The organism is Streptomyces radicis (assembly GCF_003626575.1).
Lineage (GTDB): Bacteria > Actinomycetota > Actinomycetes > Streptomycetales > Streptomycetaceae > Streptomyces > Streptomyces radicis.
The window spans coordinates 172,304-185,993 of the sequence record NZ_RBDY01000003.1 but is presented as its reverse complement, the minus strand read 5'-3'; the positions used below and the strand labels follow the sequence as shown (position 1 = coordinate 185,993).

At 74.7% G+C, this 13,690-nt stretch carries 11 protein-coding genes, 1 tRNA gene and 1 pseudogene; 7 read left to right on the top strand and 6 right to left on the bottom strand.

The genetic code is table 11. The annotated features are described in order from the left end of the window. Nucleotides 1-50 precede the first annotated feature (50 nt). On the bottom strand, nucleotides 51-737 hold the full coding sequence (locus D7318_RS06425; RefSeq protein WP_120695887.1) for a TerD family protein: 687 nt from the start codon (nucleotides 735-737) through the stop codon (nucleotides 51-53). A 116-nt stretch (nucleotides 738-853) separates the two neighbouring features. Here D7318_RS06425 and D7318_RS06420 point away from each other — a divergent pair, with 116 nt between their 5' ends. The 3 genes from D7318_RS06420 to D7318_RS06410 all read left to right on the top strand — a co-directional run bounded on the left by D7318_RS06420 (nucleotide 854) and on the right by D7318_RS06410 (nucleotide 5,582). After that, nucleotides 854-2,017 carry an HpcH/HpaI aldolase/citrate lyase family protein gene (locus D7318_RS06420; protein ID WP_120695886.1) on the top strand — a complete coding sequence of 388 codons (1,164 nt, stop codon included), beginning with the start codon at nucleotides 854-856 and terminating at the stop codon, nucleotides 2,015-2,017. After that, nucleotides 2,014-4,440 (top strand): phosphoribosyltransferase, encoded by a 2,427-nt coding sequence (locus tag D7318_RS06415; RefSeq protein ID WP_230423438.1) that lies wholly within the window; start codon nucleotides 2,014-2,016, stop codon nucleotides 4,438-4,440. Before D7318_RS06420 ends, D7318_RS06415 begins: the two co-directional genes overlap by 4 nt. Before the next feature lie 197 nt (nucleotides 4,441-4,637). Next, complete coding sequence (locus tag D7318_RS06410) at nucleotides 4,638-5,582, top strand: HAD family hydrolase (protein ID WP_230423487.1); 945 nt, start codon at nucleotides 4,638-4,640, stop codon at nucleotides 5,580-5,582. Nucleotides 5,583-5,730: 148 nt separating this feature from the next. Here D7318_RS06410 and D7318_RS33710 read toward each other — a convergent pair. Beyond that, nucleotides 5,731-5,985 (bottom strand): annotated as a pseudogene (locus D7318_RS33710) (DUF4383 domain-containing protein); the annotation flags it as partial. A 231-nt stretch (nucleotides 5,986-6,216) separates the two neighbouring features. Continuing rightward, nucleotides 6,217-7,464: a hypothetical protein gene (locus D7318_RS06400; RefSeq protein WP_147437631.1), complete on the bottom strand. Its 1,248-nt coding sequence runs from the start codon at nucleotides 7,462-7,464 to the stop codon at nucleotides 6,217-6,219. Nucleotides 7,465-7,596: 132 nt separating this feature from the next. On the opposite strand from D7318_RS06400, the gene D7318_RS06395 reads away from it, so the two are divergent. Both D7318_RS06395 and D7318_RS06390 read left to right on the top strand, forming a co-directional pair. Beyond that, nucleotides 7,597-7,668: transfer RNA gene (locus tag D7318_RS06395), tRNA-Val, on the top strand. A gap of 126 nt (nucleotides 7,669-7,794) precedes the next feature. After that, on the top strand, nucleotides 7,795-8,601 hold the full coding sequence (locus D7318_RS06390; RefSeq protein WP_268987331.1) for an SAM-dependent methyltransferase: 807 nt from the start codon (nucleotides 7,795-7,797) through the stop codon (nucleotides 8,599-8,601). Nucleotides 8,602-8,662: 61 nt separating this feature from the next. Here the strand turns inward: D7318_RS06390 and D7318_RS06385 are convergent, their stop codons facing one another. After that, on the bottom strand, nucleotides 8,663-9,319 hold the full coding sequence (locus tag D7318_RS06385) for a DedA family protein (protein WP_120695882.1): 657 nt from the start codon (nucleotides 9,317-9,319) through the stop codon (nucleotides 8,663-8,665). 275 nt (nucleotides 9,320-9,594) lie between these two features. Between D7318_RS06385 and D7318_RS06380 the strand changes: the two genes are divergently transcribed. Further along, complete coding sequence (locus tag D7318_RS06380; protein WP_230423436.1) at nucleotides 9,595-10,179, top strand: superoxide dismutase family protein; 585 nt, start codon at nucleotides 9,595-9,597, stop codon at nucleotides 10,177-10,179. Nucleotides 10,180-10,187: 8 nt separating this feature from the next. Then, a complete protein-coding gene (locus tag D7318_RS06375; RefSeq protein ID WP_120695881.1) occupies nucleotides 10,188-10,790 on the top strand; it encodes a TMEM165/GDT1 family protein in 603 nt (200 codons plus the stop codon). Between the two features lie 45 nt (nucleotides 10,791-10,835). Here D7318_RS06375 and D7318_RS06370 read toward each other — a convergent pair whose 3' ends face one another. Both D7318_RS06370 and D7318_RS06365 read right to left on the bottom strand, forming a co-directional pair. Then, nucleotides 10,836-11,495 carry an HAD-IA family hydrolase gene (locus D7318_RS06370; RefSeq protein ID WP_120695880.1) on the bottom strand — a complete coding sequence of 220 codons (660 nt, stop codon included), beginning with the start codon at nucleotides 11,493-11,495 and terminating at the stop codon, nucleotides 10,836-10,838. A 176-nt stretch (nucleotides 11,496-11,671) separates the two neighbouring features. After that, on the bottom strand, nucleotides 11,672-13,654 hold the full coding sequence (locus tag D7318_RS06365; protein ID WP_120695879.1) for an MDR family MFS transporter: 1,983 nt from the start codon (nucleotides 13,652-13,654) through the stop codon (nucleotides 11,672-11,674). Nucleotides 13,655-13,690: the final 36 nt, after the last annotated feature.

The following is a 13,690-nucleotide window of genomic DNA, read 5'->3' as shown; positions in this document are numbered from 1 at the left end:
GCCGCTCAGGCGCCGCTCAGGCGCCGCCGACCCGATCCGCAGGACGGGCCTCAGTCGGATGGGAGGAACTGCGGGCCCTGGGGGGGCAGGGTGAACGCCGGGTCGGGCTCGGGGTAGCCGTACGCCGTGCCCGTGGGCGGCGTCGGGGTGTGGACGCGCGGCCGCGGCGCGGGCTCCGGCGCGTTGGCCGCCGCGATGCCGTACGCGGCCGCGAGCGCCACCAGGCCCCCCGCGTAGCCGGGGCCCGACGCGTGGAACTCCCAGCCCCCGCCGTCCGAGCGCCGCAGCTCCCCGCACACCACCGCCGTCTCGCCGGGCGCGGGCCGCAGCGGCAGGGCGGCCAACGGGGCGCCCCCCGCCGCGTCGTGGAGCAGCAGCCTCGGCATGCTGCGCTCCGCCGCGAACCCCCCTGCGCCGTCCGTGGACGCGGCGAGCACCACGCGCGTCACCGACGCGTCGAGCCGCCCGAGGTCCGCCTCCACCGTGTCGCGCAGCCCGTGCCGGTCGCGGCGTTTCGACAGGCGCCTGACCAGGCCCGTGGGATGGCGCGGCTGGTTGTAGAAAACAAAATCCCCTTCGGAACGCACCCGGCCGCCCGCCCCCAGAAGCACCACGGAAAGATCGAGATCCGGAACTCCGCGCCGTGGATCGGTTCCTGTCGGCAGCCAGTGCAACACGGCGCGTAACCCGGCGACGGGCAGGTGAATTGCCGCCCCCTCCTCCAACCCGTGCGTCATATAAGTAATCCTGCCTGTGGCCATACTGAGGAAACAATGCCGCGTTTACGATTGCCGAGGGATCCGGTCCAGCCAGCGGGGCGACCGGAGCCGTCGTTTGCACCCCGGGGAGATCCATGCGGCATTACGGGCACCTCACGCCTGCGCGCCGACGCGCGTTGTTCCACCAGGAGCCCGCGGAATTCGGGCCCGCTTCCCCCGTCGACACGATCGGCATCGCGCTCGGCGCCACCCTCTACAGCCCGGCCACCCGCCCCCACCTCGCCGCCGACATACGCAAGCAGGCGGCCTCGGGCGTCGTGTCGATGGTCCTGTGCCTGGAGGACTCCATCAGTGACGAGGAGGTCCCCGGCGCCGAGGAGAACCTCGTGCGCCAGTTCGCCGAGCTGGCCGGGGCCGCGGCCCCCGGTGACCTGCCGCTGCTGTTCGTGCGCGTCCGCACGGCGGCCCAGATCGCCGATCTCACCGCCCGCCTCGGCGCGACCGCCGCGCTGCTCACCGGCTATGTGCTGCCCAAGTTCACGGCCGCCACGGGACCGGCGTTCCTCGAGGCGCTCACCGCCGCCGAGGTCGTCTCGGGCAGCCGCCTGCTCGCCATGCCCGTGCTCGAGTCCCCCGAGCTGCTGCACCTGGAGACCCGCGCCACCGGGCTGACCGCGACGGCCAGGCTCGTCGACAAGTACCGCGAGCGCGTCCCCGCCGTCCGGCTCGGCGTCACCGACTTCTGCGCCGCCTACGGGCTGCGCCGCAGCCGCGACATGACCGCCTACGACGTCCACCTGGTCGCCTCCGTGATCGCCGACGTCGTCAACGTCTTCGGCCGCTCCGACGGATCCGGCTACACGGTCACCGGGCCCGTCTGGGAGTACTTCAGGGGCCAGGAGCGGATGTTCAAGCCGCGGCTGCGCAACAGCCCGTTCAGCGGCCGCCACGAGGAGCTGCGCGCGCGCCTGATCGAGCACGACATGGACGGGCTGCTGCACGAGATCGTGCTCGACCACGCCAACGGACTGCTCGGCAAGACCTGCATCCACCCCTCGCACGTGGCGCCCGTGCACGCCCTTTCGGTGGTCAGCCAGGAGGAGTTCAGCGACGCCGCCGACATCCTCGGCCCTGGCCGCGAGGGCGGCGGCGTGCTGCGCTCCGCCTACACCAACAAGATGAACGAGGTGAAGCCGCACCGCGCCTGGGCGCAGCGGACCCTGCTGCGCGCCGAGGTCTTCGGCGTCGCGCGGGACGGCGTGGACTTCGTCGACTTCCTCGCCGCGGGTGTCGCGTGAGCGGGCAGGCCGCCCCCTGGCCGGGGGAGTGGGTCACGCGCCGCCTCGGCGTCCGGCTGCACGGCGAGGGGGCGCGCGCGATGCTCGGCCTCGCGCTGCGCCACAACCCCCGCCGCGCCCACCTGTTGGTGTCCGGGGTCCTGGGCAAGCACGTCCCGCAGCGCCCCGCCACCGTCCACGGCACCGGCGTCGAGCTCGGCCGCCGCGTGCGGGCGCTGCTCGGCGACGCGGCCGAGCACGCCGTGGTGCTCGGCTACGCCGAGACGGCCACGGGCCTGGGGCACTGCGTCGCCGAGGGCCTCGGCCATGTGACGTATCTGCACTCCACGCGCCGCCCCGTCCCCGGGGTGGCGCCCGCCGGTGGCTTCGAGGAGGAGCACAGCCACCACACGTCCCACCTGCTGCTGCCGACCGACGCCCGACTGCTCGCGGGCAGCGGCCCGTTGGTGCTGGTGGACGACGAGCTGTCCACCGGCAGGACCGTGCGCAACACCATCGCCGCGCTGCACCGGCACAGCCCGCGCGACCGCTACGTCGTCGCGGTGCTCGTGGACACCAGGGCGGAGACGGACCGGGCCGCGCTGGCCAAGTTCGCGGCGGAGCTCGGCGCCGCGGTCGAGGTCACGGCCCTGGCCGAGGGCCTGGTCACCCTGCCGCCCGATGTCCTGGAGCGCGGCGCGGCGCTCGTCGCCGCGCACGCGGCGCGCGTTGCCGACGACGCGCCGCCGCCCCCCGCGCCCGCCCACGCCCCCGCGCCCGTCACCCGCGTCGACCTCGGCTGGCCCGACGGGCTGCCCGACGGCGGGCGCCATGGCTTCACGCCGGCGCACCACGCCCGGCTCGAGGCCTCCGTCGCCGCGCCCGCGGGTGCCATCGCCGCCGCGCTCCCGGCGGGCGCCCGGCGCGTCCTGGTGCTCGGCACCGAGGAGTTGATCCACGTCCCGCTGCGGCTCGCCGTCGCCCTCGAGGCGGCGCTGGCCCCTGGCGGCGCCGAGGTGCTGTTCTCCACCACCACGCGCTCCCCCGTGCTCCCCGTGGACGACCCCGGCTACGCGATCCGCACGCGCCTGACGTTCCCCGCGCACGACGACCCGGCCGACGGACCGGGCCCGCGCTATGTCTACAACGTCGCGGGCCGGGACTGGGACGCCGTCGTCCTGGTCACCGACGCCGCCGGTGACACCCCCCGACTCCACGCCCCCGACGGGCTGTTGGCCACCCTGGGCGCGCACGCCGCGCATGTGCTGCTCGCGGTGGTCCCGCGGCTGCCGCACCCGCTGCGCGGCCCCGCGTTCTCCTCCTACGCCCCCGACGAGGTGGGCTGGCTGCTCCAGGACCTCTCGGACGTCACCCTGGAGGCGCCCGCGGAGGAGCGCGAGGAGGCCATCCAGTCGGGCGGCGCGCACTACGCCGAGTCGCTGCCCGTGGAGTACCAGCCGAGCGAGGAGTACCAGCGCCTCTTCCACAACGCGCTGGCCGCCTCGTCCGCCAGGGTGGCCCGCGCGGTCGGCACGGTCACCGAGGCGGTGCTCGCCGAACGCGCCGGGCCAGGCCACGTGCCCGTGCTGGTCTCGCTGGCCCGCGCCGGGACGCCCATCGGCATCCTGATGCGCCGCTGGGCCCGGCACGCCCACGGCGTCGACCTGCCGCACTACGCCGTCTCGATCGTGCGGGGCCAGGGCATCGACACCACGGCGATGCGCTGGCTCGCGGCCCACCACGAGCCCGAGGACGTGGTGTTCCTTGACGGCTGGACGGGCAAGGGCGCGATCACCCGCGAGCTGGCCGACGCGCTCGCGCCGTTCCCGCGCTTCGACCCGTCGCTCGCCGTGCTGGCCGACCCCGGCGGCTGTGTCACCACCTATGGCACCCGCGAGGACTTCCTCATCCCCTCCGCGTGCCTCAACTCCACCGTCTCCGGGCTGATATCGCGCACCGTGCTGCGCGCGGACCTCGTCGGGCCCGACGACTTCCACGGCGCCAAGCACTACCGCGACCTCGCGGGCGCCGACGTCTCGGCGGCCTTCCTCGACGCCGTCGGCGCCCACTTCGCCGACCCCGCCATCGCCGCCGGGGTCGCCGCCGACACCGCCGCGCTGCTGGCCGCCGACCCGGCCGAACGCGCCCCCACGTGGGCGGGCTGGCGCGCCGTCGAGCGCATCAGCGCGGAGTACGGCATCGACAACGTCAACCTCGTCAAGCCCGGCGTCGGCGAGACCACGCGCGTGCTGCTGCGCCGCGTGCCCTGGCGCGTGCTCGCGCGCCGGGGCGCGGGCGCCGACCTCGACCACATCAGGCTGCTCGCCGAGCAGCGCGGAGTGCCCGTCGAGGAGACCGACGACCTGCCCTACAGTTGCGTCGGGCTCATCCACCCCCGCTACACCCGGGGCGCCACGGGCGCCGACGGAAAGGCCGCCCAGTGACCCTGCCGCCCCTCCCCCAGACTCCGTCCGGGGGGACCCTCCCCCAGACTTCGTCCGGGGGGACCCCCAACCAGGCTCCGTCCGGGGGGACGCCCAGCCAGGCTTCGTCCGGGGGGGCCCCCAGCCAGGCTCCGTCCGGGGGGACCCCCAACCAGGTTTCGTCCGGGGGGACGCCCCGCACGCTCGTCGCCTCCGACCTGGACCGCACCCTCATCTACTCCGCCGCCGCGCTCGCCCTCGACGACGTGCCGGACGCGCGCGCCCCCAGGCTGCTGACCGTGGAGGCGTACCAGGCGCGCCCGCAGTCCTATGTCACCGAGACCGCCGCCGGGCTCATCGCCCGACTGGCCGCGCACCCCGGCGCGTTGTTCGTCCCGACCACCACGCGCACGCGCGAGCAGTACCTCAGGATCCGGCTCCCCGGACCCGCGCCGCGCTACGCGATCTGCGCCAACGGCGGCCACCTGCTGGTGGAAGGGGCCACGGACGAGGAGTGGCACGCGGGCGTGCGCCGGCGCCTGGCCGCCGACTGCGCGCCGCTCGCCGAGGTGAAGGCGCACCTGGCGCGTTCCGCCGACGCGGCCTGGCTGCTCAAGGAGCGGGACGCCGAGGGCCTGTTCGCCTACCTCGTGGTCGAACGCGCCCTGATGCCGGAGTCCTGGCCCGAGGAGCTGGCCGACTGGGCCGCGCCCCTGGGCTGGACCGTCTCGCTCCAGGGGCGCAAGCTCTACGCCGTGCCGCGCCCGCTCACCAAGAGCGCCGCCGTCGCCGAGATCGCGCGCCGCGTCGGCGCGGGGACCGTGCTGTCGGCCGGGGACTCGCTCCTCGACACCGACCTGCTGCTGGCCGCCGACCGTGGCTGGCGGCCCGGGCATGGCGAGTTGGCGGCGGCCGGGTGGGGCGCGCCGCATGTCACCGCGTTGAGCGACCGGGGCGTCAGGGCCGGGGAGCGGATCCTCGGCGCGTTCCTCGAAGCCGTCGACGGCGCCGCTCAGGACGGTGCTCAGGACGGTGCTCGGGGCGCTGGTCGGAACGGTGCTCGGGTTGGCGCTCCTGGCGGCGCTCAGGGTGCCGCTCGGGGCTCCGCCGGGGATCCCGCTGGGGCGGCTGGGTCCGCGCCTCGTCCTCGGGCCGCGCGGTGAGGCCCGCCCGCTCGCGGGCGACCCCCTGGGGATTCCTGGCGCGCCAGTAGGGATTGTCGTGCGGCAGCCGCCCGCTCACCCGCCCGTACATGCCGAACGTCATGAGCAGCACGCCGACGACGAAGCTGAAGATGACGTTCTGGAGCTGGAAGTTGAGGATGTTGGCCGTCCGCTCGAGCACCACCAGGTTGACGAAGCCGCTGAGCACGAAGAGCACGCCGAGCGTGAGGTTGAGCGTGGACGCGGTGTTCCCGTCGAGGAACATCCCCGCGAACAGCAGCGCGCCGACGCCGATCGACAGCCAGTCGAGCGGGGCGTTGGTGGACAAACCCGCCACCGTGGCGTCGCCCGCGCCGCCCACGGTCAGCCCGAGGACCCCGAAGACGAAGAGCGCCGCCCCCATCAGGCCCGCGGTGATCCGGTAGAACCGGGCCAGCCGCTTGTCCACCGGCAGGTGGTCGTCCAGCCGCACGCGCCGCAGCAGCGACCGGGGGCCGGTGTGGGGAAGGCGGGGCTCGCCCTCCGGATCCGTGCCATGAATCGCAGCCATGCCCCCCGCGTACCCGCGCGAAGCGGTGCATAACGCCCGTGGTGCGCGCCGGGCGCGAGCGGGGCGCGAGCGGGGCGCGCGCCGTCAGCGCCCGGCGCGGATCTCCTCCACCACCGCGGCGACCATGGTCCGCACCGCCTCGGTCTCGTTGAGGAACAGCCAGTAGTCGGGGTTCCGCCCGCCGCTCTCCAGGTCGGCCACCGCACGCTCCAGGCGCGCGACGGCCGCGTCGAGCGGGCGCGCGTGCCGCGCCTCGGGGATGGACCGGCCCGCCATCGCCAGCCGCTGCGCGTCCCTGATGACGAAGCGCGTCCGGTCGATCTCCTTGCGCGGGTCGAACGACACGGCGTTGAGCCGCCGCAGCCGCTCCCCGGCCTCGGAGACGGCCTCGTCGGTGCGCCCGAGCAGCTCGTGCACCGAGGTCAGCCGGGCCGTGGCGGCGGCGAAGCGCTGCTCCTCGCGCGCCCGCCGCGCCTCCGCGAGCGTCGCCTCGGCCCGCCGCACCGAATCGGCCGCCTGCTCGGGCACCCGCTGGAGGTCCTGCCAGCACGCCACGCTGAACCGGCGGCGCAGCTCGCTCAGCACCGGCTCCACCTGCCCGGCCCGCGTGGTGATCGCCTCCGCGCGCGTGCGCAGGCTGCGCAGCCGCCGGTCGATCTCCGCCGCCCGCCGCGGCAGCCGGTCCGCGTCCGCCGCGATCGCCTCGGCCTGCCGCCGCACGTCCTCGGCCCTGCGGATCGTCGCCTTGATGCCGTGCTGGCCCGCGCCCTCGTTGAGCTTGCGCAGCTCGGGCCCGAGCCCCGCGAGCGACGCCGCCAGGTCGTCGGCGCGCAGGCCCGCGCCGCGCGCCCGATCGAGCGCCTCCGTCGCGCTCCGGAGCGCGTGCCGGGCGCGTTCGACGGCGGGCGCCACCTGGGCCAGCTGGGACTCGGCCCGCTCCAGCAGGGGAGCCAGGCGCTGGCCGAAGCGCTCGAGGTCCCCGCGCACGCGCTCCAGCTCGTCGCGCGCCGCGAGCAGCCCCTGCTGGGCGCGCGAGGCGCCGCCGGAGTCCAGGGCCTGGCTGTCCAGGTCGTGGGCGTCCATCGCGGTGATGTAGTCCTGGCTGACCCGGTCGATGCGCTCGCCGAACGCCGCGAAGTCGGCGGCGGCCCGCGTCGCCTCGGCGCCCTCGTCGGCCGCGGTGATCGTCTCGACGGTGATCCGCAGGTCGCGCTGGGCGGTGTCGAGCTCGTAGAACGCCGCCGCCGCGGCGTCCTTCGCCTCCTGTGCCCTGGCCCGCAGGTCCTCCACGCGCCCCCGACCCCACCAGCGGGTCCCGCCGCTCGCTGTCACGTGTCCTTCTCCCCGCCGTGGATGGGCCATGTGAGTCGCTGACCATTGTCCCACCGGCCACAGCGCTGCGCGGGGGGACCGTGCGGCCTGGGGCGGCGGGGCCCCGACGTGTAGGCTGTGCGGCGGCTCCGGGGGTGCATAGCTCAGCGGTAGAGCGCCGCCCTTACAAGGCGGATGTCGGCGGTTCGACCCCGTCTGCACCCACCTCTCCGTCCCTCGCGGCCCGCGCTTCCGCCCCGGCAGGGCGTGGCCGCCTCGGGGGAGCGGTCGCACTGTCCTTCGACTGTCGCGTAGCTGCGGGGGTGAAGCGCCTTGGACGGCGACACACGAGTGGGCCCGCGGACGGATCGACCGCACGCGGCCCGAATGTACGACTACTTACTCGGCGGCCGCGATCACTACGCGGCCGACGGCGAGGCGGCCGAGAAGGCCCTCGCGATCTTCCCCAAGCTGCGCACCGCGGCCGAGGAGAACCGAGCCTTCCTGGGGCGCGCGGTCCGGTATCTGGTGCGGGAGGCGGGGATCCGCCAGTTCATCGACCTGGGCTCGGGGATGCCCACGGCGTTGAACGTCCATCAGATCGCCCAGGGCATCGAGCCCCGCTCGCGCGTCCTCTACGTGGACAACGACCCCATCGTGCTGGCCTTCGGCGGCGCCATGCTCGCGCAGGACGAGCGGACGGCCGTGATCCGCTGCGACATCCGCAGGCCGCGGGACATCATCGAGCACCCGAGGACGGCGGCGTTGCTCGACCTGACCCGGCCGATCGGCGTCCTCGCGGTCGCGGTGCTGCACTTCATCGACGACGAGCACGACCCCGAGGGCGTCGTGCGGACCTTCCGCGACGTCGCCGCCCCCGGCAGCCACGTCGTCCTGTCGCACGCGGCGTCCGACCTGCTGCCCGAGACGGCGCGCTCGCTCCAGGCCGCGTACCGCGCGCACGGCGTTCCGCTGACGATCCGTGACCGGGCGTGCTTCGAGCGGTTCTTCGAGGGGCTCGAGCTGGTCGAGCCCGGCATCGACATGGTCTCCGAGTGGCGCCCCACCGCCCCCGCGGACGAACGCCCCCCGCGCGAGGACGTCTGCTGGTTCGGGGGCGTCGGGCGCGTGGTGGCGCCGGGGGGCGCGGGGGTGTGAGAACGCGCCGTTCGCTTCAGGCCAGTTCTTCGGGGCTGGTTCGTCGGGCCGGTTCGCCGGGTCAGTTCGCGGCGGGCGCCTGGGGCGCGGGGCCGCCGTCCTGCGCGGGGCGCAGCAGGCGGACGGCGATGAAACCCGCCGCGAGCAGGGCGAGCAGGGAAAGCCCCGTGGCGATCCAGCTGGCGCCCAGGAGCTGGCCGCCGAGATAGCCGAGCCCGACGCTGTACCCGGTCCAGACGACCGCGGCGAGCGCCGACCACGGCAGGAACTCCCGCGCCCTGCGCCGTGACACGCCAGCGCCCAGGCTGACGACCGCGCGCCCCGCGGGGGCGAAGCGGGCCAGCACGACCAACGGGCCGCCGCCGCGCGTGAGGGCGACCTCGAGCCGCTGGTGGGCGGCGGTGAGGCGGCGCGAGCGCGAGATGGCGCTGCCGAACCTCCGGCCGCCGCGCAGGGCGAGCCGGTAGGCGAGGAGGTCGCCGACGACCGAGGCCGTGGTGGCGCACACGACGAGCAGGAACAGCTGGGGGAGCGGCGGGTCGGCGTCGGGCGTCGGCAGCCCCGCCACGTCGGCGGCGGTGCCCGCGGCCACGGTCGCGGCGGTCACCACGAGGGCGCCGCTGGGCAGCAGGGGGACGAAGACGTCGAGCAGGATGGACGCCGCCACGATGACGTAGATCCACGGGGCGTACAGCAGTATCCCCAAGGTCTCCTGCACGGTCTCCCCGATTCCCCTGCGCTGTCGCCCGTCACGGTCACTCGCACCGCGTGGCCGCGCCACGCGTCCGGCCTCTGTCCGGCCTTGTCCGAAGGTGACGTGTTCTACGACGTGCTGTTGCGTCCCGACGGTTCCTCCGTACAGCGTACGCCTGGCGCCCCGGCCGGGTGCACATGGGTGCGTGTGGTGGCGGTCTCACCGTCGGCCCCCGGCAGGGTGATTCAGCACAGCAGGAACCTCGAGGACGAACCTCGGGGACAAGGCAAGGAGCTGGGATGAGGACGCTGGTGACGGGTGCGGCGGCGATGGCCGCCGCGATCTCTCTCGCGGGGGCGACGGTCGGGACCGCGGAGGCGAACGCCCCGATGATCACGGGGGTGTTCGAGACGGGGCGGTTCGTGCCGGTGGACCCGGCGGCCGAGCGGCAGGCGCCGGCGCTGACGTACGACCCGCAGCTGGTGCCCGAGGGCGCGGAGATCATGGTGCACCAGCGGGTCATCGGCGGCGCGATGTCGGTCCAGGTGACGGTCGACGGGCTGGTCCCCGGGCGCACCTACGGCACGCATGTGCACCTCGCGCCGTGCGGCGCCGACCCGGCCGCGGCCCTCGGGCACTACCGGAACGTCCCCGACGTGGTGACGCCGGAGAACGAGGTGTGGCTCGACCTGACCGCCGACTCATCGGGCACGGGCCGGGCGCGGGCCGAGCAGGAGTGGGTGTTCAGGGCGGGCGAGGCGGCCTCGGTGGTGCTGCACGAACGGGGCACGTCGCACGGGCACGACGGGCACGCGCCGGGTGACGCGGGCGGGCGGGTGGCCTGCTTCTCGGTGCCGTTCCAGGGGGCATCGGCGACGGCCTGACCCCGCCGGTGTCCAGCCTGACCGTCGCCGCCGTCTCGTTCGGCGTCATCGCCCTGTCCGAGCTGCCCGACAAGACGGCGCTCGCGAGCCTGGTCCTGGCGACCAGGTACCGGGCGGCCTACGTCTTCGCCGGCGTCGCGGCCGCGTTCCTGGTGCACGTCTGCGTGGCGGTCGCGGCGGGCAGCCTGCTGCGGCTGCTGCCGCGGCGGCCGCTCGAGGCGGTGGTGGCGGTGCTGTTCGTCGTGGGGGCGCTGCTGTTGCTGCGGCAGTCGCGGGGTGCGGAGGGGCGCGCGGAGGGGGAGTCCGCGCCGGAGCGCGAGCCGGGGAGCCGGTCGTTCCGCCGGGGCGCGGGCGGGGGGTTCACGCTGGTCCTGGTGGCGGAGTTCGGCGATCTGTCGCAGATCCTCACCGCCAACCTGGCCGCCAGGTACCACGATCCGCTGGCCGTCGGGGTCGGCGCGGTGCTCGCGCTGTGGACGGTCGCGGGCGTGGCGGTGCTGGGCGGCAGGGCGTTGGTCCAACGGGTGCCGCTGCGGCTGATCAGCAGGGTGGCGGCGGTCGTGATGCTGGTGCTCGCCGCGATCAGCCTCGTCCGCGCGATCCGGGGCTGAGCGCGGGGGCGCCCGCCCCGGTCCTCACGTGGTGGCCCCTGGTCCTCAGGGGGTGATGGTCAGGCGCGCGGTGCCGTCGGGCTCCGGCGTGAGGGTCACCTGTTCCAGCGTTGCGGCGTGCGCGGTGGGCTCGAGCCCGGCGGCGCGCGCCCCGATGCCCACGACCCGCATCCCGGCGGCGCGGGCGGCGGCGATCCCGGCGGCCGAGTCCTCGAAGACCACGCAGTCGGCCGGATCGGCGCCCAACTCGGCGGCGCCCTTGAGGAATCCCTCGGGATCGGGCTTGCTCGCGCTGACCGACTCGGCGGTGATGAGGACGTCGGGCATCGCCAGTCCCGCGGCGCCCATGCGCGCGGTGGCGAGCGCGAGATCGGCCGAGGTGACCAGGGCGTGCGGCACGCGCCGGGCGGCTTCGAGGAACGCGGGGGCGCCGGGGATGGCCACCACGCCCGCCACGTCGGCGGTCTCCTGGGCCAGCAGCCCGGCGTTCTCCTCGTGGTTGACATGGCCAGGGCGGTCGGGCAGCAGCGCGGCCATCGTGGCGTGCCCCTGCCGCCCGTGCATGATCGCGAAGACCCGGGCGGGGTCGATGCCGTGGCTCTCCGCCCAGGCGCGCCAGACGCGTTCGACCACGGCGTCGGAGTTCACCAAGGTGCCGTCCATGTCGAGGAGCAGGGCGCGGGCCTTCAGGGTGAGGTTCGGCATGGGGCGGTGCTCCCTGGGGGTGCGCGGCGGGCGGGGTGAGGTCCGTGGGCGAGCCAGTGGTCCCGCCCGGCCGGTCGGGGAAACGGGCGGAACCACTTTGTTCGCTCACGATACAAAACGAGGCCCTTGCTCCGCCACCCCCTTCGTCCAACGGTCGCGCGGCGTTCGGCGCGCGTTCACGCGTGGGGGCGGTCGGCCTCGGAGCCGCCGAGCTCCGCGCCGAGGACGTGCACGAGGCGGGTGAGGTCGCGGGGGCGGTCGGGGCCCCACCAGTCGCCGAGCAGCCGCGCCAGGGCCTCTTCGCGCGCCTCGGCGAGGCGGTCGGCGACCCGGTGGCCCTCGTCCGTGGCGGTCAGGACGCCGCTCACGCACGTGGCGAGGGAGCGCTCGCGCAGCTCCCCGGTGGCGGCGTCGACGACGTCGCGTGGTGCCTCGGTGCGCTCGCCGGTGGCGTCGTCGCGCTCGATGCGCAGCAGCAGCCAGCAGGCGGCGGGGGAGAGGTCCTGGTCGGCGGCCCTCGCGATCCCGGCGTAGAGGTCGCGCCGCCCCGACCTGGTGGCGAGGACGGACAGCGCGCGGGCGCACTCGTCGCGCGACGAGCGCTGGACGGGGTTGGGCGGCACGGTCTCGCTGACGTCGGGCGCCTGGACGCTGCCGCGCAGGGGGTCCTCGCGCAGCGGCCAGGCCAGTGCGTGGGCGAGAACCACCACCGGGATGGCATAGAGGAAGACATCGGTGATCCCGTCCGAGTAGGAGGTGATCACGCGATGTCTGATCCGGTCGGGAAGGGCGCCGATGCCGCGAGGGTCGCTCAGCAGCGAGTCGACGCTCACCCCGCGCGGCAGCGGCACCCCGCGCAGTTCGGTCGTCAGCCGGTGCTCGAGGCGCGTGGTGAAGACCGTGCCGAGCACGGCCACGCCGAAGGCCGCGCCGATCGAGCGGAAGAACGTCACGCCCGAGGTGGCCACGCCGAGGTCCCCGTAGTCCACGGCGTTCTGCACGGCCAGGACCAGCACCTGGAGGACCATGCCGATGCCCAGGCCGAAGACCGCGAACGACAGGCCCATGTCCAGATCGCCACTGTTCTCGTCCAGGTTGTGCAGCAGGAACAGACCGATCGCGGTCACGGCCGTGCCAAGGACGGGAAAGACCTTCCACCGCCCGGTGCGGCTGATCAGCTGGCCCGAGCCGGTGGAGGCCAGCAGCAGCCCGAACACCATCGGCAGCAGGTGGACGCCGGAGAGGGTGGGCGAGATGCCGTGCACGACCTGGAGGAACGTCGGCAGATAGGTCATCCCGCCGAACATCGCGAAGCCGACGACGAAGGCGATCGCGCAGCACAGCGTGAACGTGCGGATCCGGAAGAGGGCGAGCGGCAGCACCGGCTCGGCGGCCCGCCGCTCGACCCGCACGAAGGCCACGAGGCCGCAGGCCGCGAGCACGGCCAGGCCGATGACCTGCCAGGAGTCCCAGGCCCACGTCGTGCCGCCGAGCGAGGCGATCACCACGAGGGCCCCGGCGACGGCGGCCACCAGGAGCGTTCCCGCGTAGTCGATCCGGTGGCGGCGGGGGCGCCCTGGAAGGTGCAGGACGGCGGCGATCACGGCCAGGGCGACCGCGCCGACCGGCAGGTTGACGTAGAAGACCCAGCGCCAGCTGAGGTGGTCCACGAACAGGCCGCCGAGCAGCGGGCCGAGCACGCTGGTGGCGCCGAAGACCGCGCCGAAGAGGCCCTGGTAGCGGCCGCGTTCGCGCGGGGGCACCAGGTCGCCGACGATCGCCATCGACAGCACGATCAGCCCGCCGCCGCCCAGGCCCTGGAGGAAGCGGAAACCGATCAGTTCGGGCATGTTCTGGGCGACTCCGCAGAGCGCGGAACCGATCAGAAAGATCACAATGGCCGTCTGGAAGAGCTTTTTTCGGCCGTACTGATCGCCGAGCTTGCCCCACAGCGGAGTGCCCGCCGTCGAGGCCAGCAGATAGGCCGTGACCACCCACGAGAGATGGTCGAGGCCGCCCAGGTCGCTGACGATGGTGGGCAGCGCGGTGGCGACGATCGTCTGGTCAAGTGCCGCGAGGAACATCCCGAGGAGCAACGCGCTCAACGACAGCCACAGGGCGCCCCTGGAAGGCGCGGCCGTTGCGGACTCTGCCGTCATCCGCACCCTCCTCGTTGTTATTTAGTGCTTTCCTGA